Source organism: Micromonospora sp. NPDC049801 (assembly GCF_040656575.1).
Taxonomy (GTDB): Bacteria; Actinomycetota; Actinomycetes; order Mycobacteriales; family Micromonosporaceae; genus Micromonospora.
Genome location: NZ_JBFAMS010000014.1, coordinates 95,883 through 118,742 on the forward strand (window position 1 = coordinate 95,883; position 22,860 = coordinate 118,742).

The following is a 22,860-nucleotide window of genomic DNA, read 5'->3' on the forward strand; positions in this document are numbered from 1 at the left end:
GCGCCCCGCATCCTGGCAGCGACACCCATCGTTTGATCCCGTAGAGCCCCAGGCGTATCGACTCGACCGCCTGGGGCTCTGACACGTCCTGGGCCTATTCGCAGCCGACGCCGTCGCCGTCCCGGTCCAGTTTGCGGGAGTAGCCGGGATCACCCTTGTAAATGAGTGCTACGCCGGGCACTCTTCGAGAAACGCGACTCTCAGCCATGATCGGCGCATTTGGTAAGATGGGTCGCGTGAGGACGGCGTACAAATGTCGGGCGTACCCGACTCCCGAGCAGGCTGCGGTACTCAACCGCACCTTCGGATGCGTGCGCGTCGTCTGGAACCGCACCCTCGCTGCCCGTCACGTCCGCTGGCACACCGAGCGGAAATCCACGTCGTACGCCGAGACGGACCGGGCGCTCACCGAAGCGAAGAAGCAGCCCGAACTGGCGTTCCTCAACGAGGTTTCGTCGGTACCGTTGCAGCAGACGCTGCGCCACCAGCACACCGCCATGACGGCGTTCTTCCAAAAGCGCGCCCGGTACCCGCGTTACAAGTCGCGCCACGGCCGCCAGTCCGCGAGCTTCACCCGTTCGGCGTTCCGGATGCGCAACGGGGCGCTCAGTCTCGGCAAAACGCCGGGCGTGCTGGCGTTCGTCTGGTCGTGGCCGGACATCGATGTGACCGTGCTCGACCCGACGATGGTGACTGTGTCGCGCGGGCCGGATGGCCGTTGGTTCGTTACCTTCGCTGCCGATGTCGAGGCACCCGTCGCGCCAACCCGGACCGGGCAGAGCGTCGGCGTTGACCTCGGCTTGACCGATTTCGCGGTCCTGTCTACCGGGGAGCGCATTGCGCACCCGAAGCACATGGAGCAGCGGGAACGCCGGCTCAAGCGCTATCAGCGGATGATGGCCCGCAAAGAGAAGGGCTCCGCGAACCGGGCCAAGGCCAAGCAGAAGGTGGCACGGGCGCACTCGCGGGTGCGTGACGCCCGCCGGGACTTCCTGCACAAGGCCAGCACCAGCCTGGTCCGCCGCTTCGATGCGATCGCCGTTGAGGATCTGGCCGTGGCCAACATGGTCCGCAACCGGAAGCTGGCGAAGGCGATCTCCCGCACCGGGTGGGGCGAGTTCCGGGAGATGCTGACCTACAAGGCGCACCGCGACGGCCGCACTGTGGCGGTGGCGGACCGCTGGTACCCGTCCAGCAAGACCTGCTCGGCGTGCGGACATCTGCTCGCCAAGCTTTCGCTCGGCACACGGCATTGGTCGTGTCCGAGCTGCGGCACCCGACATGATCGGGACATCAACGCCGCCAAGAACATCATGGTCGCGGCCGGGCTGGTCGAGACTCGAAACGCCTGCGGAGCGGATGTTAGACACGACGGGCAACCGTTCGTGCTGTCCGCGGTGAGCCAGGAACCCCGACCTGCGAAGGTAGGGACTCTCGGCCCTTAACGGCCGGAGAATGCCAACCGACACATGGTGGTGCGCGCGCTCGGCTACGCGTTGGGCACCCGCCGACCGGACGTCGGGGTGTCAGCTTGACGACTGGTCGCCACTCTTTCGCCGAGAGAGGCCCAGCAGGATCCGCATGTACTCGCGGGACCACACGTGCTTTGAGGCGCGCAGGATCGCGGATTGCTGCTCACCGTCGGCGTAGGCGGCGCGCATGGCGTCGGCCAGCTTGGCGGACGCGCGCTCCTTCGCCTCGGCCGCCTGCTCGTATTCGGTGGCGGCTTCGGCTAGTGCGCGCTCGTGTTCCGGCTTCATGGCCACGTCGGCGATCATCCCACAACCGAGTGTGCCAACTTGTTTTGTGTACTGAGTTGACATCATGCACACAGAGTACGCATACTGAGTTGGCAGTGCAATCGGGAGTCCAGGAGGTCAGCCATGAAGGTCCGGGTTCCGCTGGTCATCGAGGTTGACCCCCAGGAGTGGGCCAACATCAACGGTCAGATCGTCGATGCCGACGGGAAGTTCACGATCGCCGACCTGCGCGAAGACATCCGCACCTACGTTCTGAACGCCATCCAGAACGCCGCCCTCATCGACGAGGTCGAGGCGTCGGTGTCGCTCTCATGACGCGCCAACCTTTCGCCCACCAGGACGCCTGCGGCATGGCCGGCACCCGCCACGCCGTGTTCGTCGACAACGTATTCGTCGAGCACGTCGACACCACCAAAGACCCGTACGGCTACGCCGCCATGGACCGCATCCTTGCCGCCCACGCACCCGCCCGGCCGTCGATCGAAACGCTGATGGTGTGCATCAACCACCTGACCACCGCAGCCGTCGACTGCGTCATCTGCGACCCGGAGGACTGACCATGAACGTCACCCTGCCCGGCAACTGGACCGCACCCCGTCGACAGGCCCGCACCTACGAGCACGACGGCCGTGAGGTTTACGCCGACACGGGACGCCCGGTCGATGAGCGCCTGGGTTCGCACGTCGTCCTGTGGATCGTTGAGGACCCCAACTTGTGGGCCAAGGCAATCGAGGTGGAAGGCGACACCCAGCTCGCGGCGTGGCCGAAGCGGCACCGTCACATCGGCGTGCAGCGCCGAGACGAGGCGTACGTTAGTGCCGCCAAGGTGCGGGCCGCCGGCACCCGAAGGTCGATCCACACCACCTGCGGCACCCCCTCCGAGGCTGAGGCGCTGACCGCCGACCTCTACCGGTCCCACCCCAACCCCGGTGTGCGGTACGAGGTGGCCGCCATCACCGGTGCGGACGCCTGCCCTGATTGCCGGCAGCCGAGGATTCACGCTGACGGGCAGTGGCGACACCACACCGGTCGCTGGCCGGTTGAGTGCACCCGTCGACCGGAGCCCCGGCCGGAACCCGAACTGGCCGACGGGGAGTTCGAGATCGACCCTGGCACGGGTGCGATGACGTGCGGTTACTGCGGCTTGACCGAACGGTGGGCTGAGGCGGGGGTCGGCAACGTCCGCCTGACCGGTTTCCACCTGCTCGGTATCGAAGAGTCCACCAACGCGCTGGTGGTGCTCGCCGAGGCGACCGCCCGGTACGGGAAGACCGTCAACCTGCCGCACCACTGCCTGAACATTCCCGACGATGTCCATCAAAGGTACGCCCCGACATCAACCCGCGCGGTTGCCGCCCTGCCCGATAACGAGGACTAACCGATGCCCACCTGGACTGTGATTTCCACCGTTGAACGCCTCGGCGGCCTCAACGACGCCTGCACCGGTCACCAGCTCGCCGCCGTCGAGGGCCGGGCCGAGGTCGCCGGGTTCAACATTCACACCGCCACCGTCACCGCCGACACGGCCGCCGCCGCGTTCGATGTGGTCCGTGAGGCGTTCCGGATCGCCGGCAACGTCGCCACCAACCGCGACCCCATGGAGTCGCCGATCGCAGCCGACCGGTGGACGGTCATCGGCGAGGCCGACAACGGTGTCTGCGCCAACTACAGCACCCTCGCGGTTGTTGCCGGGGAGCACACGGTGCACGGCCGGTACGAGTCGATGCTGTCGCACCGCTGGGAGCGGGTTGTGGACGCGCCGGACGTGCACGCCGCCGAAGCGGCCGGGCACAAGGCTGCGGCCGAGGTGTACGACGAGACGTGGGACTGACCATGAAGTCGAATCGACTTGCCGGCCACACCCTCCCCAATGAGGGCCGCATCAACTACAACAGTGGCTCGGCCTGCTGCGGACCTGCCGTCTGTTCGTGCGGGGAGCAGTCCGAGGTGCTGCATGGCGCGAACGCCCGGAAGCGGTGGCACAAGCAGCACAAGGACGACGTGCGGGCGAGGCGTGCCTGACATGCCGGTGATCAAGAACCGGGCAGCGTTCGCCGAGTACGCCGCCCCGGAGGCCGTCGCCGCGTACCTGCGCAAAGCCCAAGAGGCTGCCGCCAGGGCCAACGCCGAGGTGCGCTGGCTGACGCAACTGCTCGCCGACAAGACCAACGCCGCCAGTGAGGGCGGCACCCAACCGACGGACGGAGGTACCGCATGCTGACCGACCAGGAGATCACCGAAACCGCCATCCGGCTGATCGACGGGGAGCTTGACCGGCTCGCCCGCTACGACCGCACCGACCAGATCGACCGACTTGTGCGCGAGCACCACGACGTGCCCATCGAGTCGGGCCGGGACGTTCGCGCCGCCCACCAGCAAATCCGGGAGGCTGTCGCGTTCCTGCGCCTCGACCTGGCCCAGTACGCCGCAGCCCGCAACATCGCCATTCCTGCCACCTGACGGAACGGAGACACCACATGACCGACACCGCAGCCACCCTCGCCGAGGTGGAAACCGCCATCAACACCGCCGTCGCCGACGGCCTGCCGCAACCCGCCCGGAAAACCGTCGGTGCCAACCACGGCAACCACGGCCCGTTCGTCAACCTTGGGCTGAACACCCCCGCCGATGTCGACCGGTGGGCGGCGCACGTCGGCGCGACCGTCGGCTACGGCGACATCACCTACACCCCGGCCGAAGGTGACCCGTTCCACGAGTACGGCACGAACGCGGAGGGCAGCGTGTACGGCCGCTGGCTGGGTCGCACCGTGTACGTGTCGTGCCAGGTGCCCGGACCGCACCCGGCCTGATGGGCGTACTCAACTACCCGCCAGCACACGAACGGAGCACCGCATGACCGACCAGCAGACCACCACCAGCATCAGCCCCGAGGAGCAGAACGCCCGCCTCAACGGCCCCGTCCACGGCTGGTTCGAGCTGACCTACTCCAACTACCTCGTCCTCAACCGCTCCCTCATGCAGTCGATGCCCGTCGACTGGCAGGAACGCATGGTGGCGTGCCTCAACGAGATCCACACCGCCTACAACCACCTCGACCACCCCGAGGTTTACGACGTGACCGCCGCCGTGGAGTGCACCTACAGCGACCTCAGTGTCGATGACATGCGTGAGTTGGGCATCACCCAGCCGGACGCCCCGGCCGGCGACTTCGACGACTCGTGGGAGGACCGCTACTACGACAAGGCTGGCAACGGGCACAGCGGCGGCGAACGCGTGCTGGTGCCGCGTCGGGGCGGTGACCCGATCCCGCACTACAACCGGGGGCGGACGTTCGTTGAGCCGATTTTCCTGGACGACGAAGCGTTCTTGGACGACGACGCCGCGTGGGAGCACGCCCGCACGGCCTGACCGGCGTACCGCCGCACCGGAACCCGTGTCCGGCGCGAGCGGCAGCCGACCAGACCACCAGGGAGTCCCAACATGGCAGACCAGCGCTACGAGATACGCCCCCTTGGTCCGTGGATCGGACCTGTCACCCGCAACCGCCAGTCCGGCTCAGCCTTCCGCGCCCCATGGTCGGCAACTCTCGACCTGATCGCACGGGAAACCGTGCTGCTGGGTGCTCGCCTGGTTGTCATTCAGGTGGACGCCACCGAAGCGGACCTGCGCCGCGACGGGATGCTCCGCGCCAACGCCAAGGTGAACTTCCCCGGCGTCAAGGTGTCGTTCGAGTCGAAGCACGGCCCGCTGACGTACGCCACCGACGAGTACGCCCACTGGCAGGCCAACGTCCGCGCGGTGGCCCTTTCCCTGCAAGCGCTGCGCGCAGTGGACCGGTACGGGGTGTCGAAGTCGGGCGAACAGTACCGAGGTTGGAACGCCCTGCCGGCTGGCTCCCCCGACGGGCAGATGACCGCCGATGATGCGGCGCGGCTGCTCGCCGGCTACGCCGACGCCGGGGTGACCGCTGAGCGGGTGCTGTCTGACGCTGAGGTGCGCCGGACCGCGTTTCGGCAGGCGTCACGGCGGACCCATCCCGACCACGGCGGCGACGCTGAAGCTTTCGCACGGGTAACCGCCGCTCGTGACCTGCTGGACGCCGCTGTGGGGGTAGGACGATGACCTGCCTTGAGATTGTCGCTGGATGCGCGGAGTGCGAGTCTGCCCCTCGGCCTGCGCTCCCCCACGAGTGCCACGAGTTGTGCCGTATGACCGGGGAGATGAAGCGCGCCAGCGACAGCTTCCACCGGCTGATGCACCAGCCCCACCGCCACGACTGCGGCACCGTCCTGGACGACCGCAAAGGCAACCACTTCGAGGTGCGGGTGGTGTGCGGATTCCGGTGCTGCGTGCAGTTGTTCTGCCCCGGCTGCCGCCGCGAGACGGGCGGGTGGGGTCCGATCGGCTGCCTTTGCCAGGGACGCAACGGGCACGGCACCCGCGCCGAGTTCAAACGGCCGGGTGCCGGACGGTTCGTGAAGCCGTCGAAGCGGAGGGGTCGATGACCACCCTCAACGACCTCAGCCAGGGTGACAACGCCTGCCACGCCTTCGGGCGGCCCGACGTGATCCAGCCGGACGGCACTGTCCCACCGCATGACGTGCTCGGGCTGGCGTCACCGTGCGACACGGCACCGAGCATCCTGCCGGGTAACGCGCGTGTCCAGCGGCTGCGGCACCCGTCCGCGCCTTCCCCGATGGGTTGCCGCTGGTGTGGTGTCGCCAAGCAAGAGCATCCGCAGTTGTGGGTGCCCGGCAAAAGCTGGCACGGCTGGACGGAACCCACCCGGGCGCAGATCGCGGCACGCCTACGGTCGCGGCTGTCCCCATCGCAGTGCGCAGAGTTCGCCGACACCGTCAACCTGCCCGCCTGACCCACCGAAGGAGATCCGCCATGGAGATCGACGTTCGCACCACGGAGTACTCCGTGTGCGCCCTGCCCGAGGACCACATCGACGCGGGCATGTTCACCATCGAGGTCGCGTACCGGGGCCCCGGGTCGTGGGCTGTGCTGCGTGGTCGCCTCTGCCTCGGCGCTGACGGCACGTGGGAGCTTGAGCCCATCCCGTCGGAGCGCACCGACGAGTGGAAGGCAGCGCACCGCTTCGACGAGAAGACGGCTGTCCGTTTGGCATACGAGGCGGCCCCAAAGCTGCGGATCAACGGCTGGACACCCGAGGCGATCCTCGCCCACGACCGCGCGGTTCAGGCCCAGCCGTGACCGCCCCCGCCGCCGTGCCGCAGCCGGGCGACCGCCACGCCCGGCGGTGTGCGACCTGTCGACAGCCGCGCCCGGACGATTCGTTTCTTAGCGATGGTCCAAGGTCGCGGTGCATGCCGTGCCGTCTCGATGCCGCGAACCGAAATGACCCCCGATCTTCCAGGGCCCGGAACCTGTGGAGCAACTACCGGATCACGCTGAACGACTACCAGGAACTACTGGTGGAACAGGACTACCGGTGCGCCATCTGCGGTGTGCATCAGGACGACCTACCGGAGCGGCGTGCGGGTAGACCTCGCGTCGACGGTGCGCCGCCGGCCGAGAATCCCCGACTCGCCGTTGACCATTGCCACGCGACGGGACGAGTTCGCGGACTGCTGTGCGTTCCGTGCAACGCGGCTCTTGGTGTCTTCAAGGACTCGCCGGACGTGCTGCGAGCAGTGATTGCGTACTTGGAGCGCGAGCCGAGGTTCCAGCCGTCCGTGCAGCCGCTCTTCGCGGCATGACTCCCATTTACGGACGAGATCAACAGAGGAGAAGCGAGATGGACACCTGCACAGATCCGGAGTGCTCGGCTCAAACTGACCTTCGATGTGACGGTCCGACCGGGCAGGGCTGCCGTGAGCCGTTCTGTGGCGAGCACCTGTTCGCCACCACCCGCGACGGCTACCTATGCTCCGTCGACTACGACAACGTTGAAGGCCACGCACTTGAGGGCGAGACCCAGCCGTGACCGCTCTCGCCGCCGCGCCGCAGCCGGGCGACCACCACGCCCGGCTCCTGGCCGCCTACCTCGACGGCCTCCGCAGCCCACTCACCGCCGATACCTACCGCCGCGACAACCCGGCTGTGAGCTGCGGCAACTTGTCCGTACATGCCCGGCCGCTGCCCCACTGGGCGGTTGACACACAATCCCGACGTGATCAGGCGGGATCCCCCGGACATCAGCTCAGAGGAGCTGGCGGGTGTCCTACGTGAACAGATCATGTCCGGGCAGCTAGCCCCCGGAGCCCGCGTCCCCTCCGAGCGGTGGCTACGCGAAACCCACGGGGTGTCCCGCGCCCTGGTGCGCCTCGCCGTCGCCACCCTCCGCAACGAGGGCCTGGTTGTCACCCGTCAGGGCCAAACTTCGAGGGTGCGGCCCGTGTACGACAAGCGCCCGATCGACCTCACCAGCGTGGTGAGGATCGAGACGCGCATGCCGACGGCGCCGGAGCGGGAACGCCTGGACGATGTGCTGCCGGACGGCATGGGTGAGGGTGTGCCCGTGTTCGTGGTGTGGCGCTCGGCTGTGGACTCGCCGGAGCTGCTGCCGGGCGACAGGTGGATGCTGCCCGGACCTGCGCAGGATCGTGAGCAACGCTAACGAGTAGTCCCGTCGGCGGGATATGCGTTCATGGAACCTTTTCACCATGAGCATGTCCGTACATGCGGGGGTTGCTTGCTGCGTCGATTCGGGCAGCATCGACTACTCAAACAAGCAACATCAACTACTCACTGGTGCTGGTCACAGCGTGCGTGACCCCCGAACAGCCGTCAACCGAACGGACACGACTTAAGGGATCTTTAAGGCAACAGCACCACCCGCACACCGGATAGTTCCCACAGCAAGCAATTTGAGAACGTGAACGACAGGTAACACGTACTACCACCGGCATCCACGGGGAGGAAGCCATGGCACCACCCACGCAGTCCAGACGAAGGCCACGCCTCCTGCTGCCCACCGCACCACCAGGCTGACCCCCAAGCCAGCCCGGCACGCGTGCCCTCACCGCACACGAGCCAACCGCCGCACCCCACCGGTCGGGACGACCGCGGCGGGGAGACGCCACCACCAGCGACGTCGTCTCCGACCCCTCCCCACGACGAATCGGAGCAAAGCCGCTCATGAGCCATGAATGGAAGACACAACCGACAGACGCCGCACCGGGCTACGTGCGCGCCGCCAACATCTGCGGAATCGCCGCCGCCGTCCTCGCCGCCGTGTTCGCTTTCTACTTCGCGCTGTACACCACCGGCACGCTGCCCACGCCGTCGATCGGCCTGACACCGGTGTGGACGACCGGCGTCGGCCTGCTCGCTGCGGTGAAGATCGTGCAGTGCGTGGCGGACCGAGCCGTGCAGCGCCTCTGCGATCTCGTTGAGATGCGGTTCGCCGCCGTCAACGACCGGCTCGACCGGGTGTCCGAGTCTTCGCTTGCCGCCGCTCAGGAGACGGGCCGGTGGAAGGGCATCGCCGCCACGCTGCGGGAGGCGCAGCAGGGTGACACCGGTGAGGTGATTGCGATCGGCGGTCAGCGGCGCCGTCAGAGCTGATCTGTTCGGAGGGTGCGGCGGGGCTAGGGTGACCTGGCCCCGCTTTTGTGTCTCCCTTGTGCAGTGAGTACCCCTCATGTCGACACGCGCTAAACCGTCCGGCGACGCGTACTGCGAGTGCACGCCGGTGGCCCGCCGCCGCTACCTGGGCCGGCTGTCAGGGCCGCTGCTCGACCGGATCGACGTGCAGGTGCGGCTGATGCCCGTACGGGCGGCGGAGCTGATGGCGTCCGGAGGTGACGTCGAGTCCTCGGCCACCGTCGCCGCCCGGGTCGCGGCGGCGCGCGGCGCGGCGGCCACCCGTTGGGCCGGCCTCGGACGGCGACTCAACGCCGAGGTGGACGGCCCGTTCCTGCGCCGCCCGCCCTGGCGACTACCGGCGCTGGTCACCGCCGAACTGCGCGCCCGGCTCGACTCCGGCTCGCTCTCGGCGCGCGGCTTCGACCGGGTGATCCGGATGGCTTGGACCATCGCGGACCTGGACGGTCGGGATCGGCCCGACCGTGAGGACGTCCGAGAGGCGACCCAGCTACGGACAGGAGAGACGGCATGAGCGCCGACGAGCAGAGCAGGCTGGCCCGGGTGGCGCTGACCTGGCTGGCCGAGCCCGGCACCCGCGTGGTGCACGCGCTGGTCGAGCAGCTGGGGCCGGTGGCCACGCTGGATCTGCTGCTCGACGGCGGCAGCCCCGACCGGCGGCTGGCCTCCGCCGTGACCGCCCGGATGTCGACCGGCGACGCCCGCGCGGCGGCGGACGAGGCCCTGGACCGGGCGGATCGACTCGGCGCGCGTCTGGTCACCCCGGACGACGACGAGTGGCCGGCCCGGGTCGCTGATCTCGGCACGCTGCGGCTCCCCGACCTGACCCGTCGCGTGGACGTGGAGACCGCCCCACCGCTGTGCTTCTGGGTACGCGGCGCGTGGCCGCTCGGTGAGGCGTTGGAGCGCTCGGTGGCCGTGGTCGGCGCGCGGGCGGCCACGGCCTACGGCCAGCACGTGGCCACCGACCTCGGGTACGGGCTGGCCGAGCGGGACTGGACGGTCGTCTCTGGTGGCGCGTTCGGGATCGATGCCGCCGCCCACCGGGGCGCCCTCAACGCCGAGGGCCGCACCGTGGCGGTGCTGGCCTGCGGGGTGGACCGGCCGTACCCGATGGGCAACACCGCCCTCTTCGACCGGATCGCCGACACCGGGCTGCTGGTCAGCGAGTGGCCGCCGGGCGCCGAGCCGCTGCGGCCCCGGTTCCTGATCCGCAACCGGGTGATCGCTGGCGGCACGCTGGGCACCGTCGTGGTGGAGGCGTCGGCGCGCAGCGGAGCGACGCAGACCGCCCGGCGGGCCATCTACACCGGTCGGGTGGCAATGGTGGTACCCGGGCCGGTGACCTCGGCGATGTCCGTCGGCGCGCACGAGTTGCTGCGCGAGAACGAAAAGGCCCGACTGGTCACCGGTGTCGCACACGTGCTCGATGAGGTGGGCCGGATCGGCGCGGACCTGGCCCCGCTGGCCCGCGGCCCGCAGCGGCCGACCGACGACCTGGACGACGACGCCCGGTCGGTGCTGGAGGCGTTGCCCCGCCGGGGCGCACGGGGGGTGGACACGCTCGCCGCCCGCGCCGGTCTGGACGTGCGTACCGCGCTACGCAAACTGTCCCTGCTCGAAGAGCTGTCCATGGTGGTACGACGCGGCGACGGCTACGCCCTCGCCCCGGTCGACAAACCAAAGGGTCCGGCCGCCCGCCGGTAGACGCGGCCGCCGACGTGGCCGGCGGAGCACAACCCTCGGCCGTACGCTGGTGCCGTGCCTGCTGCCAGCGAAGGTGCGCGTGCCGCCCGGCGGACCGCATCGGTGACGCCGCGAGAGGCGCGGCGGCCGTGAGCCGGTCCGCCCGGGGCACCCGGGCCACTCATCAGAACCTGCCACCGCCGCTGCGGGACGCGGTCGACGACTTCGCCAGGCACCTTTCCCAGGTTCGCAACCGGTCGGCGCACACCGTCCGCGCGTACGTCACCGACGTGGTCGCGCTGCTCGACCACGCGGTGCGGATGGGTTGCCGCGACCTGGGCGAGGTCGACCTGTCGGTCCTGCGGAGCTGGTTGGCCCGGCAGCGGACCACCGGCGCCGCCCGTACGTCGCTGGCGCGCAGAGCCGCCTCGGCACGGGCGTTCAGCGCGTGGGCACACCGCGCCGGGTTGCTCGCCGCCGACGTGGGGGCCGCGCTGGCCAGCCCTCGCGCGCACCGGGAGCTGCCCGGCGTCCTGCGCGCCGACCAGGCCGCCGCGCTGCTGGAGGCGCCGACCCGGCACCCGGCAACCGCACCCGGCACGCCCACGACAGGATCGCCCGCAAACGGCACGCCCGCGACGGGGTCCGCCCCCGGCGGGGAGCCCACGACGGACGGAGCCACCGACGCGGCGGTGGCGCTGCGCGACAGGGCGCTGCTGGAACTGCTCTACGCCACCGGCGTACGGGTCAGCGAGGCGTGCGGGCTGGACGTCGAGGACGTCGACCACGCCCGGCGCGTGATCCGGGTGTTCGGCAAGGGCCGCCGCGAGCGGTCGGTGCCGTACGGCGTGCCGGCGCAGCGGGCGCTCGACGAGTGGCTGCGGCAGGGCCGCCCCGCGCTGGTCGCCCCGCACTCGGGCGACGCGCTGCTACTCGGGGCCCGCGGCGGTCGGCTCAACCCGACCACGGCGCGTCAGATCGTCGGCGGGTACGCCGAGGCCGCCGGCCTGCCCCGGACGAGCCCGCACGGGCTGCGCCACTCCGCCGCCACCCACCTGCTGGAGGGCGGCGCGGACCTGCGCGCCGTGCAGGAACTGCTCGGGCATTCGTCGCTGGCCAGCACGCAGATCTACACCCACGTGTCGGTGGAGCGGTTGCGCGCCGCCTACCGCCAGGCGCACCCCCGCGCCTGATCACTGGCGGGCCGGTCGGACCACCCGACGGTTACGATCATCCGGTGAGCGTCCCGCAGCCTCCCGAGCCGATTCCGGGCGCCCGCCTGCTGTTCTCCCTGGACCCGGCGGTCAGCCACCTCAACCACGGCTCGTTCGGCGCGGTGCCGATCGGCGTGCAGCGCGCCCAGCAGCGACTGCGCGACGAGATGGAGGCCAACCCGCTGCGCTTCTTCACCCAGGGGCTCGTCGACCGGCTCGCGCACACCCGGCGGCACCTCGCCGGGTTCCTCGGCGCGGACCCGCAGGGCAGCGCGCTGATCGGCAACACCACCACCGGCGTCGCCGTGGTGCTCCAGTCGATGGGCCTGCGACCCGGTGACGAGATCGTCAGCACCGACCACGGGTACGGGGCGGTGAGTCTGGCCATCGCGCGGGAGTGCCGCCGCACCGGCGCGGTCAGCCGGGTGCTGCCGATTCCGCTGGACGCCGGCGACGAGCAGATCGTGCAGACCATCCGGGCCGGCCTGCGCCCGGGACGGACCCGGCTGCTCGTCGTCGACCAGCTCACCTCGGCCACCGCAAAGCTCTTCCCGACGGTCGCCATCGTGGCGGTGGCCCACGAGAACGGTGTGCCGGTCCTGGTGGATGCCGCGCACGCCCCCGGGATGCTCGCCACCACGGTCGCCAGCATCGGCGCCGACTTCTGGGCGGGCAACCTGCACAAGTGGGGGTACGCGCCGCGCGGCACCGCCCTGCTGGCGGTCGCCCCGCAGTGGCGCGAGCGGATCGAGCCGCTGGTGGTGTCGTGGGAGCAGGAGTCCGGCTTCCCGGCCCGGGTCGAATGGCAGGCCACCCTCGACTACACCTCGTGGTTGGCTGCCCCCGCCGGGCTGTTCACGCTGCGCAGCCTCGGTGTCGACCGGGTACGGGAACACAACGCCGCGCTCGCCGCGTACGGCCAGCGGGTGGTGGGGGACGCTCTGGGGGTGCCCCCCGCCCAACTGCCCGACCCCGGCGGACCGGGGGTGTCGCTGCGTCTCATCCCGCTGCCGGCCGGGACGGGCACCACGATCGACGCGGCGCGGGCGTTGCAGACGCGCATCGGCGAGCGGCTCGCCGCCGAGGTGGCGGTGATGAGCTGGAACGGCCGTGGGTGGCTGCGACTCACCGGCCAGGTCTACAACGCCGCCGACGAGTACGAGCGGCTGGCCACCCGGTTGCCGGCGCTGCTCGCCCAGCGCTGACCCCGCGCACCGGGTCGAGCGGGAGGAGCCGCACCGGGCCGAGGCCGAGCAGGGCGAGCGGGTCCAGGTACTCCGCACCTCGGCGCAGGCCCCAGTGCAGGCACGCGTCGGCCGGGCAACCGGGGTGGCCGGGCAGCAGTTCGCCCAGCGGCGCTCCTGCGGCGACCGCCTGACCGGGGCGTACCCCGGGTCGCACGGGCTCGTGGGTGGTTCGCAGCCCTCCGGCATGCCCCACGGTGACCACCGGTCGGCCGGCCACCAGACCGACGAAGAGGACGGTGCCCGGCCCGGCGCTGCGGACCACGGTTTGAGCCGAGGCGGCCAGGTCGACGCCCCGGTGGCCGGACAGCCACGGCTCAGGTGGCGGGTCGAAGCGGCGCACCAGTCGCGGTGGCCCGTCGAGCGGCCAGCGGAAGCGCTCGGTGGGAGCGGGAGGCTCGAACGCGATCGGCACGGTCGGCGTCGGTGGCAGGCCGGGCACCGACGCGACAAGCACCGCAAGACCGCAGAGCTGCATGATCAGAGCGAGGGGGAACGCCGCGCAGAGCAGCACGGTACGGAGGTTCGAGCCGAGACGGGTGGCGGATGGCGATCGCATGCCGGCAGCCTCGGCCCGGGGCCGGGTCGTCCGCCAGCCCGGCCAGCGAAGCTGTGGACAACAGACGGCCCTGTGGACGACCACCCGGAGGCGCCGATGATCTGCTATGCCGCGCTGGGGAGCTGCTGTGCGTGCCGGGCTCGCCGAGGCGTCGGGTAGGCCCTTTCACCTACCCGACATCCTCGGACGAGCCCGGGTCAGTTCACCACCACTGTTCGTTGGAACCGGTTTCGTAGTCGTACTCCTCGACGTGGTCCCACTCCACCCCGGTCAGCTTCTGATAGGCGTTCGAGGGGACGTCGAGGATCGAATCCGCGTGCGCGGCCTCGACGGTGGTGAAGCGGGTGAACGCCGCCGGATCGGCCAACACGGCATCGAATGCCGCGGGCCCCGCCACCACCACCGCGCAGCGCGCGTACAGGAAGCCGTCCTCAGTCAGTTGATCAGCGCCCGGTGGGACCGCCTGAGCGAGCACCCGACGGTCCAACTGATAGAGCTTGAAGGCGAGCGTCTCAGCAAAATCGATGATCCGCTCCACCGGCTCGTCCGACAGCACGGAGGTCAACCGCTCGTACGGCCGGTCGTCCTGGACTTCGGGCTGGCCGCCGAGCACCGCCACGAGCCGCCAGAATTCCTCGTCTGCAAGCATCGAAATCCTCAACCAATCGTCGACCAGGCCGAACTAGTGCCAGTTCTTGTTTCCGTCAGGGCGTTTTCCGAAGATCCGGAAGAAGCCTCTGATCAGTCGTGTTTCTATAGCCTTTGCCCGCCGCTTACCCGGGATGCCGCGCCGCAGGTACTTAGCGGTGTACTTGTCATTCGGATTCTTGCGATTGAGCTTCCTGAGCTGTTTCGGAAGCCGGTCACCCTTTCCTTCGCCGTACCTGTACACCTCGCCGTTCTTGTCGATTCGGTAGACGTAGTGGGGGCAGGAACAGTCGAGTGAGTTGCCGTGTTTACCGCACGCGCTGACGTTGTGCGCCAACACGTCGACACCGTCGACCCGGACAGCGTACGTGTGCACATCCCCGACGTTGAGGTTGTACACGGTCTGTGCCGGCACCCAGCCACGGTCCACAACAGAGGCCACCTGCACCGTCGTTCCGTTGGCGGCGCGTAGCCGATCGCCGGCCCGCACCTTCTCGGCGAACGTCCAGCCCACGCCCTCCACCCACAGCGGGTGCTCAGCCGTAGCCTCCAGCGCCCCGCCCTGACCCTCGTCGAGGTCGATGTCGATCAGGTGCTTCGCGCCAACGCCGTCGATCACGGCGAGGACGGGCTTGGCCTCGGCCACGCCAGTCGTGGGATCGACCGCCATGACCCAGTCGCCCAGTTGAACGTCCGAGATGGGCAGCGATGACCCGTCCGCCATCAACACCTGGGTCTGCGGCGTGAAGGAGTTACAGCGACTTCGATGCCTGCCCTTGTACAACCGTCGTGCCCGGCTGGCCTTGCGGGCCTTCTGGGCGGCCCTCGCGGCACCGACGGCGAAGCGGGCTCCGCGGACCGCCGCGCCCGCCCCCACGGTCGCGGCCAGCGCGCCGCCGATGGCCCAGGCAGCCTCCCGCCAGTTGCCGGTGGCGGCGTACGAGACCGCGGAGACCACCCCGGCGATGGTGCCGATCGGCCCCGGGATCATCGACGCGTAGGACGCGACCTTGGCGACCTTGGACAGGCCCTTCTTGATGCTGCCCCAGCCGAACTTGCCGTCCAGGTCGGTGCAGTTGACCGGGTCCCCGGCGCAGTAGTCGTAGGCGGTGGCGTTTCCGCCGTCGACCGGGTCGACCTGGAGGAACCGCCCGATCCCCGGCGAGTAGAGGCGGACACCCATGAGGATGACGTCGCCCACCGCGTCGCCGGAGCGCTGCTTGCCGCCGAGCCAGCCGTACCGCTGGTCGGCCTGCCCCGCCACCGGCACACCGAACTCGTCGTAGTCGAGGAACTCGGGCTCCAGCAACGCCGTGTCGATCGTGGCGGCCACGTCGCCGTGCAGGTTCAACAGCTGCAGCCGGACGTCCCCCGCGTCGGAGGTGGTGGCTGCCAGGTCACCGTCGGGGCCGGACACGTTGCGGGTGTAGCTGCCCAGCGTGGTGTCCTCGATGATCCAGCGGGGCTCGTCGGAGTCGTCGCCGTAGTGGTTCAGCTTGGAGGTGGCGTTGACCCAGTTGCCGTCGACCATGGTCTCGGTGGTGAACGCCCGGAACCGGTGCGCGGGGTCCAACGTCCAGCTCTGGCGGGAGTCCCCGAGTTGCTGCCGTTGCACCAGATCGTTCGCGAAGTACGCGTTCGTCAGGCCGTCCGGCATGGTGGTGGTCCGCCCGAAGGCGTCGTAGACGTAGCCGGCGTCGGTGAGCCGGTCGGCGGTGTCGTAGCTGTGCGTGCCGGACACCGGGGTGCCGGTCTCGTCACACGTACCGTCGGCTGCCGGCGCGTACCGCGAGTTCCCGGTCCGGTTGGTCCGGTCGTCGTAGGTGTAGGTGCGGGTGACGCAGCCGTCGGTGATGGCGCTGTCGTGCTGGGCACGTGTCAGTCGGCCCAGCCGGTCGTAGCGGTAGGCCTTACTGCCACCGGTGTAGGTGTGGTTCACCCACTGACCGGCGGTGTTCTCCTGGACCGACTCGGAGTAGATGACCTCGTTGTCGGAGTCGCGGGTGTAGGTCCGCTCCACCGGCTGGAGGTTCGCGTCGAGCCGGTCGGTCCGGGTCAGCCCGCCCGGGTACTTCAGCTCGGTGAGTTGGCCGTCCGGGGAGTACTTCGCCGAGAACGTGCCGGCGACGCTGTCGGTGACGCTGGTCAGCAGGCCGCGGGGCTCCGCCGCACGGTCGTAGGCGAAGGTCGAGTACCCGGTGGGGTCGGAGACCTTCACCGACTTGCCGAACCTGTCGAACTCGTTGGTCGTCGTGCCGCCGTCGGCGTCGGTGTAGGACGCCAGCCGGCCGAGCAGGTCGTACTCGCGGGTGACCGTCGAGGTGCCCATCGTGGTGACGGTGACGTCGCCGGACGTCGGGCTGTAGGCGGTGGTCACCGCCGGCACCGGTGCGCCCTCGTCGGAGCTGACCTGCGTGCTGGTCACGCGGGTGGCCGCGTCGTACTGGGTGGTGGTCGTGCGGGTCTTGCCGTTCGACGTCTCGGACACCACGGCCTCGTCGCCGTACCGGGTGTAGGAGTTGATCCTCCGCACCGGCAGGTTGGTGGTCATCCGAGCCGGATCGTGCCCGGTGACGGCTCCGACCGCCCGGGTGACGCAGGGCTCGCCGGCCCACTCGGGCCGGTTGCCGCACGCGCCGTCCTGAGCGTTGGCCCCGGTCGAGTAGTAGATGACCTCGGTAGCCATCGCGTCCGAGCCGGTGGAGCCGATGCCCCAGGACTTGAGCACCTGACCGCTGGCGTTGCGGACCACGTACGCGGTCAGGTTCTGCCCGCCCGCTCCGGCGTCCGCGATCACCTTCGTCGGGGACTTCAACGTCCAGCCGGACACGCCGCCGTACTCCGCGTCGTAAGCGTTCTTCGACACCCGCACGTCGGCGTCCGGATAGCCGACGATCTGCGCGCCTTCACTCTCCGTGGTCACCAGGTGGTAGGTGGCCCCGTCGGGCTTGCCCTCGTCGTACTTGTTGACGGCGTGCGACCGTCCGATCACCGTCGCGCCGGCCGGGATCGCCTCCAGCGGGCCGGTGCCGTCCGGATCGGCGAGGGGGTTCTCCAGTACCACCGTCGAGGTGGGCCCGACGGATTCGAGGAGGTCGACACCGTCGGTGCTGTACGTGTTGATGGTGGAGAGCGCCAGCGCTCTGCTGGCGGTGTCCGAGCCGGCCAGGCCCAACTCGTCGAGGTAGCGAGCGGAGCCCTGGAACGTGCCGAGGGCCAGTTCCCGGTCGGTGGCCTCCAGGCTGCGGACCACGTTGCCGAACCTGTCGTACTCGGCGGTGTCGAGGTGGCCACCCGGACTGGCCGTGTTGACCTCCTGTCCCCCGGCGTTGAGGTAGTGCACGGTGGCGTACGGGTAGCCGTTGCTACCCGGGCTGGCCGGGGTGGCGGCGTTGCGGCCGGGGTTGTCCTCGGGGCCGAACACGGCGGTCGCGTCGGTGGGCAGGTCGACCTGGCCCCACGTGGAGATGGCCGCCGAGTTCAGGTCGTACGGACCGCCGAGGGACCTGGCCAACGGCACGTTGTAGACGACGTTCGTGGCGACCTCACCGTCGGTGGCGGTCTTGGAGCCCTGCTGGAGCGCGGCCCGGCGGACCTTCAGCAGCCGTCCGGTGTTCTCGTCGCCGGAGAGGCGGGTGACCTGCTGGTCGGTGAGCGCCTTCCCGTAGACGCGGACGTCGTCGACTTCGCCGTCCCAGATGTTCGAGGCGGCACCGGCCCACTTGGCCCGGCCGATCACGTAGGCGCCGCCGGCGTTCCAGCCGCCGGTGGCCGCGGTGGTGCTCTGCAACACGCCGTTGACGTAGAGCTTCATCTTGGCGCTGGCGGTGTCGTAGACGCCGGTCAGGTGGGTCCACTTGCCCGCCACGGCGGTGCTGTTCGCGATGGCCCGAACCGGGGTCGCGCTGTCGCTGTCCGAGGTCACCCGCGAGAACGCGAACTTGTCCTCGGCGGCGACGTAGTTCAGGAACAGGCCGCTGGTCCGGGAGCCGTCCTTGGACACCGCGGTGCGGTTGACCGACTTGTCCTTGATCCGCACCCAGGCGGAGACGGTGTAGGAGGCGGTGTTGGACAGGGCCGTGCCGGCGACGCTGATCTGCTGGCCGGTGCCGCCGGTGAACACCGAGGCCCGGTCGGCCGGGTTGTCCGGGTCGTTGCCCTGCCCCCAGGAGACACCGCTGGCCATGGTGCCGTTGCGGCCGCTGCCGGAGGAGTCGGCGACGGCGGTGCCCGAGCCGGCGTCGAGGTCCCAGCGCAGTGCCGCGGAGTCGACGTCCGGGTTGCCGTAGTCGAAGTTCCACGGCAGCTCGCCGGACGGGGTGACCTTGGTGACCCGGCCGCCGCCGTACTCGTAGGTGGTCTTCAGCGCCGGGGTGGCCCGGGGGTCCCACACCTCACGGAGTTGGCCGAGGTCGTCGTACGCGTATCGGGTGACCTGGGTGGCGGTCGTCGCCGAGGTGTCCGGGTCCCAGGCCCAGAGCTTCACTCCGGAGACCCGGTCGGTGTAGTCGCCGAACACCGTCTGGCTCAGTCCGGATGAGGTGGTGGTGGCGTACTCGTACTCCAGGACCTCGCAGCCCCGCGCCGGTACGGCGGTGGTGCAGTGGTTGGTGTCGTCGACGCCCGGCTCGGCCGGGTTGATCACCTTCTTGAGCAGCAATCGGCTGCCGGTCGTGTCATAGATGTAGCGGGAGGTGGTGTCGGACTCCGGCGTCCAGGACGACGTGGCCGCCCAGACCCCACCCTGCGAGGTGAACTCGGTGACGGTGCCGTCCAACTCCGACAGCCGGTAGGCGGTGGTACCGACCTTGGTCAGCACCATCCCCTCGGAGCCCGGCTCCGGGGTGAAGGTCACGCCGTCGGTGTTCTTGGCGAAGGTGATCCAGCCGCCACCGATGCCGTTGACCCTGGCCAATGACGGTTCGGGCAGCGTCACGGTGCTGTACTCGATGTCCGCTGCGCCGCCGGTCGCGCCGCCGGTCCAGGCCGGGCCGAATGGGGCGATGATCTCGGTGAACGACAGGTTGTCCCAGTAGACCTTGCGGCCGGAGCCGCCCTGCATGCCGTTGTAGAGCCGGAAGAACGCCTCGGACGCGCCGGCCGGGACGGTCATGTCGAGCGACAGCTCCTGCCAGCCGTCGGTGTAGGCGGCCATCGCCGAGGAGGTCTCGGTGTAGGTGCTGCCGGTCTTGGTGAGGCCGACGATCCGCAGGCCACGCTGGGCGTAGGCCGGCACCAGCCCGGTCGCGCCCGGCACGAAGATCCACCCGGTCATCCGGTACGTCCGGCCGGCGGCCATGTTCAGCCGCATCGCCCCACCGTCGCCACCGACCGCCACGTAGGTGTCGTTACTCGTGGTGGTGACCGGGGTGATCTCCAACGAGTCGGCCGGGCTGGTCTCGCCCTGGCCACGTGCGGTGGAACGCGCCGCCGACGAGGTGGACGGCACGGTGAAGCCGGTCAGGTCGGTGGAGATCTGCTGCTGGTTGGCGGTCAACCGCTGCGCCATCGGCTGGTAGCCGGCGGCCCCGTCCCGCGACGACGTGGCCCGGGCGACCGAGAGTCCCAGTTCGTCAGCGTCCGTCGAGGAGATGGAGTAGTCGCCGGTGAGGAGGTTGACTGAACCGGCGCCGATCTCGTCGTCGGCGGCGCCGTCGCCGCTCGAGTCGACGGAGACCCGCACCCAGGGGATGGTGTACGCCGGCGTCGTGCCGGTTGCGGTGTAGAGGTGGGCTCGCACCTCGACGACACCACCGGTCAGGCCGAGAGTGTCGGTGGCGTTCCAGATCGCGTATCCGCCGAGCGCCGACAGGCCGACAGGGCTGGCGGAGGTCGCGGTGATCGGCGCCCCGGTGGCGGAGGTCAGGTTCGCCGAGGGCACCGGCAGGATCGCACCGCCCGGACCCCGGCGATATTCGAAGTACGTCCGGGTGTAGCCGGAGACCGGGGTGGTGATCCGCAACTTGGTTCGCTTGACGATCGTCGCGCCCGGCAGCGGTTCGGCCAGCGCGGCGTTACCCGCGTCGAAGACGTATTGGTTGAGGTCGGAGAGGTTGCCGGCCGAGTCCTTGGCCTGCACGGACAGGGTGCGGTGCCCGTCGCGTGGGCTGAGCGTGACCGACTTCGCCCCGGTCGCGGCCACCGTGGTCGCGGCCGTGTCGTAGTCGAACTTGTAGACGAAGGCGGCGAGGTCGGTGCTGCCCGAGGCGGGGGTGAAGGTGAAGGTGTCCGCCTGGCCCGCGCCGCCGTGCGGCTGGGCGTCGTTGAGGTAGATCGTCGCCGCCACGAAGGGAACACCGGGCTTCGTGGTGTCCACGGTCAGCGGGGTCCACGCCGTCGCCGTGCCGTAGGCGTACGGATCCTTGGCCCGGACCTGCCACTCGTACTGGACGCCGTTGACCAGGTCGACCGGCACCTGCCAGGAGGCGGTGGAGCCGTTGGTCCAGGCGGGACTGCCCGATCGCAGGCCGGACGACGAGACGACGGCCTGGGTGGTCTTGTTCCGCACCACGAACTCGGCCTGCAGGGTCTGCCCGGCGTTGGCGTCGGTCAGCTTCGCCGACAGGGTGGGCCGCAGCGAGGAAGTCTGGGCGCCGGATCCGCAGGCGGTGTAGCAGGGCGCGGCGGCCAGTGCCGACGGCACCGACGGCGCGCTGTTGTAGGTGATGGAGACCAGCGGCGGGTGGGTGCCCTCGGCCGAGTCGAAGCGCTTCCAGCCGGAGGTCGAGGTCTCGGATGTGGCCCGCAGCATCACGCTCGCGCTGGACGCGCTGGTGTCCGCCGCGTACTGCAGCGCCCCGCCGACCTCGACGTAGACGTAGCCGTCGCCGCAGGACGAACTGTAACCGCGGGTCTCGGTGGAGGTGCCCACCTTCGCCCGCGCGGTCGGCTGGGCCGTCCACCGCACCGACGAGTCGACCAGGTCGGTGCGCCAGGCCTCCCAGGACGCCGCCGTGCACGACCAGGAGTGGTAGTTCCACAGTCGCAGCTTCGCCGAGATCACCCGGCTGCCGGCGAAACCGCTGGTGTTGAAGCGGAGGTAGGAGCGGGCGGTGAACGAGCCACCGTCGTTCGAGTAGCCCAGCTTCAGGTCCGCCGAGCCGGACTGGTCGCTGGAGTAGGTGTTCTGCACGAAGGCGTCGAACGACGGCGACAGCGAGGTCGGTGGGTCGATCGTCACCGGGAAGGTCAGGTCCGGCCGTGCCAGGAACGTCGCGTCCGGCGTCAGCTCCATGACGGTACGACCCTTGCCGGCCGCGACGGCGCGCAACGCGACCCGGGCGTGGTTGAGGCGCTCGCCGGACTGCGGGGCCACCTCGGCGTCCCACATCAACGGCGTCTGGGCCCGGCCCACCTGCCGACCGCGCCGGTCCTTCAGCAGCAGTCCCCCCATGCCGTCGGTGGCGGCGGTGAGCTGGCCGGTACGCAGCGGCACCGACAGCTTGCGCACCTGCGCGAGCGCGGCCCGGTCCTTGACCACGAAGTGCTGCTCGTAGCCCGTGGCGTGCGCGTGGAACACCAGGTCGACACCCGGTCGTACGTCGGGGTAGGTGATCGTGCGTCCGTCGAGCACCGGCTCGGGCAGCGCGCCGGACCAGGCCAGCCCTGCCTGGTCCGCGCCCTCACCGATCTTCATCACCTCGTGCTCGCCGGTACCCGGTGTGGCGCCCGCGAACGTCAGCGCGAGGGGATGCGCGATCGGCGCCACCGAGCCGTCCGACCGGCGCTGCAGGGTGAGGTCGACCGGCACCCACTGGTCGCCCCGGCGCACCCGCACCGGGGCGAGTGCCTGCTCCTCGGTCAGGGTGCCGTCCGGGTTGGCGAAGACCTGGGTCGTCTCGGTCCGGCGGTTCTTCACCTCGACCCGGGAAGCGCAGAGCTTGGCCGCGATCGCCGCCGACACCTCGTCGGCACGGTCGTCGGGACACTTCGGCTTCGGTGCGGGTGTCGGTGCCGCCGCGGCGGCGGCCGGCGGCGCCGGGCGGGTGGGCACGTCCGCCATCGTGGCCACCAGGGCCAGGATCAAGAAGATCGACAGGCGACGAACCCACGCCGCGCAGCCCTCCCCGGCCAACGTGATGAACACGCGTGACTGTCGGTGCATCGGCACGACACCCTCCCCCGCTCCTGGCTCTCTGTGAGCGAGCGGAGCGTACGAAGGCGGTTAACAGCTTTCAATGTCTTGACGCCAGGTCGGATCATGGATATTCGCT

Annotated in this window: 24 protein-coding genes and 1 pseudogene; 20 read left to right on the top strand and 5 right to left on the bottom strand. The window is 69.9% G+C overall.

Features of this window, described 5'->3' with window-relative positions; genetic code table 11:
• Nucleotides 1-94: 94 nt before the first annotated feature.
• Entirely contained in the window at nucleotides 95-208 is a 114-nt protein-coding gene (locus AB0I89_RS24295) for an excalibur calcium-binding domain-containing protein (RefSeq protein ID WP_357130966.1), read from the bottom strand.
• Nucleotides 209-236: 28 nt separating this feature from the next.
• On the opposite strand from AB0I89_RS24295, the gene AB0I89_RS24300 reads away from it, so the two are divergent.
• Nucleotides 237-1,445 carry a transposase gene (locus AB0I89_RS24300; RefSeq protein WP_357130970.1) on the top strand — a complete coding sequence of 403 codons (1,209 nt, stop codon included), beginning with the start codon at nucleotides 237-239 and terminating at the stop codon, nucleotides 1,443-1,445.
• An 81-nt stretch (nucleotides 1,446-1,526) separates the two neighbouring features.
• Here AB0I89_RS24300 and AB0I89_RS24305 read toward each other — a convergent pair whose 3' ends face one another.
• Complete coding sequence (locus AB0I89_RS24305; RefSeq protein ID WP_357130973.1) at nucleotides 1,527-1,778, bottom strand: hypothetical protein; 252 nt, start codon at nucleotides 1,776-1,778, stop codon at nucleotides 1,527-1,529.
• Nucleotides 1,779-1,883: 105 nt separating this feature from the next.
• Between AB0I89_RS24305 and AB0I89_RS24310 the strand changes: the two genes are divergently transcribed.
• The 19 genes and pseudogenes from AB0I89_RS24310 (at nucleotide 1,884) to AB0I89_RS24400 (ending at nucleotide 13,401) form a co-directional block, all read left to right on the top strand.
• Entirely contained in the window at nucleotides 1,884-2,075 is a 192-nt protein-coding gene (locus tag AB0I89_RS24310) for a hypothetical protein (protein WP_357130976.1), read from the top strand.
• On the top strand, nucleotides 2,072-2,317 hold the full coding sequence (locus AB0I89_RS24315; RefSeq protein WP_357130979.1) for a hypothetical protein: 246 nt from the start codon (nucleotides 2,072-2,074) through the stop codon (nucleotides 2,315-2,317). Before AB0I89_RS24310 ends, AB0I89_RS24315 begins: the two co-directional genes overlap by 4 nt.
• 2 nt (nucleotides 2,318-2,319) lie before the next feature.
• Nucleotides 2,320-3,138 carry a hypothetical protein gene (locus AB0I89_RS24320; RefSeq protein ID WP_357130982.1) on the top strand — a complete coding sequence of 273 codons (819 nt, stop codon included), beginning with the start codon at nucleotides 2,320-2,322 and terminating at the stop codon, nucleotides 3,136-3,138.
• Between the two features lie 3 nt (nucleotides 3,139-3,141).
• Nucleotides 3,142-3,591 (top strand): hypothetical protein, encoded by a 450-nt coding sequence (locus AB0I89_RS24325; RefSeq protein ID WP_357130985.1) that lies wholly within the window; start codon nucleotides 3,142-3,144, stop codon nucleotides 3,589-3,591.
• A 183-nt stretch (nucleotides 3,592-3,774) separates the two neighbouring features.
• Nucleotides 3,775-3,981, top strand: a complete 207-nt coding sequence (locus AB0I89_RS24330; RefSeq protein ID WP_357130988.1) for a hypothetical protein — start codon at nucleotides 3,775-3,777, stop codon at nucleotides 3,979-3,981.
• Nucleotides 3,975-4,220 (top strand): hypothetical protein, encoded by a 246-nt coding sequence (locus tag AB0I89_RS24335; RefSeq protein ID WP_357130991.1) that lies wholly within the window; start codon nucleotides 3,975-3,977, stop codon nucleotides 4,218-4,220. The genes AB0I89_RS24330 and AB0I89_RS24335 overlap by 7 nt, the downstream gene beginning before the upstream one ends.
• A gap of 17 nt (nucleotides 4,221-4,237) precedes the next feature.
• Nucleotides 4,238-4,570, top strand: coding sequence for a hypothetical protein (locus AB0I89_RS24340; protein WP_357130994.1), 333 nt, complete (start codon nucleotides 4,238-4,240; stop codon nucleotides 4,568-4,570).
• Between the two features lie 43 nt (nucleotides 4,571-4,613).
• Nucleotides 4,614-5,129, top strand: a complete 516-nt coding sequence (locus AB0I89_RS24345; protein WP_357130997.1) for a hypothetical protein — start codon at nucleotides 4,614-4,616, stop codon at nucleotides 5,127-5,129.
• A 72-nt stretch (nucleotides 5,130-5,201) separates the two neighbouring features.
• Entirely contained in the window at nucleotides 5,202-5,843 is a 642-nt protein-coding gene (locus tag AB0I89_RS24350) for a hypothetical protein (RefSeq protein ID WP_357131000.1), read from the top strand.
• A 98-nt stretch (nucleotides 5,844-5,941) separates the two neighbouring features.
• Complete coding sequence (locus AB0I89_RS24355) at nucleotides 5,942-6,226, top strand: hypothetical protein (protein WP_357131003.1); 285 nt, start codon at nucleotides 5,942-5,944, stop codon at nucleotides 6,224-6,226.
• Nucleotides 6,223-6,594, top strand: coding sequence for a hypothetical protein (locus tag AB0I89_RS24360; protein WP_357131006.1), 372 nt, complete (start codon nucleotides 6,223-6,225; stop codon nucleotides 6,592-6,594). Before AB0I89_RS24355 ends, AB0I89_RS24360 begins: the two co-directional genes overlap by 4 nt.
• 20 nt (nucleotides 6,595-6,614) lie before the next feature.
• Nucleotides 6,615-6,941: a hypothetical protein gene (locus tag AB0I89_RS24365; RefSeq protein ID WP_357131009.1), complete on the top strand. Its 327-nt coding sequence runs from the start codon at nucleotides 6,615-6,617 to the stop codon at nucleotides 6,939-6,941.
• A gap of 113 nt (nucleotides 6,942-7,054) precedes the next feature.
• On the top strand, nucleotides 7,055-7,447 hold the full coding sequence (locus AB0I89_RS24370) for an endonuclease VII domain-containing protein (protein ID WP_357131012.1): 393 nt from the start codon (nucleotides 7,055-7,057) through the stop codon (nucleotides 7,445-7,447).
• A 413-nt stretch (nucleotides 7,448-7,860) separates the two neighbouring features.
• A complete protein-coding gene (locus AB0I89_RS24375) occupies nucleotides 7,861-8,307 on the top strand; it encodes a winged helix-turn-helix domain-containing protein (RefSeq protein ID WP_357131015.1) in 447 nt (148 codons plus the stop codon).
• A gap of 569 nt (nucleotides 8,308-8,876) precedes the next feature.
• On the top strand, nucleotides 8,877-9,257 hold the full coding sequence (locus tag AB0I89_RS24380) for a hypothetical protein (RefSeq protein WP_357131018.1): 381 nt from the start codon (nucleotides 8,877-8,879) through the stop codon (nucleotides 9,255-9,257).
• An 88-nt stretch (nucleotides 9,258-9,345) separates the two neighbouring features.
• Nucleotides 9,346-9,810: pseudogene (locus AB0I89_RS24385) on the top strand (ATP-binding protein); the annotation flags it as partial.
• Complete coding sequence (gene dprA / locus AB0I89_RS24390; protein WP_357131021.1) at nucleotides 9,807-11,003, top strand: DNA-processing protein DprA; 1,197 nt, start codon at nucleotides 9,807-9,809, stop codon at nucleotides 11,001-11,003. The pseudogene AB0I89_RS24385 and the gene dprA, both read left to right, overlap by 4 nt.
• Nucleotides 11,004-11,131: 128 nt before the next feature.
• Nucleotides 11,132-12,175, top strand: coding sequence for a tyrosine recombinase XerC (locus tag AB0I89_RS24395; RefSeq protein WP_357131024.1), 1,044 nt, complete (start codon nucleotides 11,132-11,134; stop codon nucleotides 12,173-12,175).
• A 44-nt stretch (nucleotides 12,176-12,219) separates the two neighbouring features.
• Entirely contained in the window at nucleotides 12,220-13,401 is a 1,182-nt protein-coding gene (locus AB0I89_RS24400; RefSeq protein ID WP_357131027.1) for an aminotransferase class V-fold PLP-dependent enzyme, read from the top strand.
• Here the strand turns inward: AB0I89_RS24400 and AB0I89_RS24405 are convergent.
• The 3 genes from AB0I89_RS24405 to AB0I89_RS24415 form a co-directional block, all read right to left on the bottom strand.
• Nucleotides 13,322-13,999: a M23 family metallopeptidase gene (locus tag AB0I89_RS24405; protein ID WP_357131030.1), complete on the bottom strand. Its 678-nt coding sequence runs from the start codon at nucleotides 13,997-13,999 to the stop codon at nucleotides 13,322-13,324. The genes AB0I89_RS24400 and AB0I89_RS24405 overlap by 80 nt on opposite strands.
• 202 nt (nucleotides 14,000-14,201) lie before the next feature.
• On the bottom strand, nucleotides 14,202-14,648 hold the full coding sequence (locus tag AB0I89_RS24410; protein ID WP_357131033.1) for a DUF4240 domain-containing protein: 447 nt from the start codon (nucleotides 14,646-14,648) through the stop codon (nucleotides 14,202-14,204).
• Between the two features lie 33 nt (nucleotides 14,649-14,681).
• Nucleotides 14,682-22,751: a LamG-like jellyroll fold domain-containing protein gene (locus AB0I89_RS24415; RefSeq protein WP_357131036.1), complete on the bottom strand. Its 8,070-nt coding sequence runs from the start codon at nucleotides 22,749-22,751 to the stop codon at nucleotides 14,682-14,684.
• Nucleotides 22,752-22,860 lie beyond the last annotated feature (109 nt).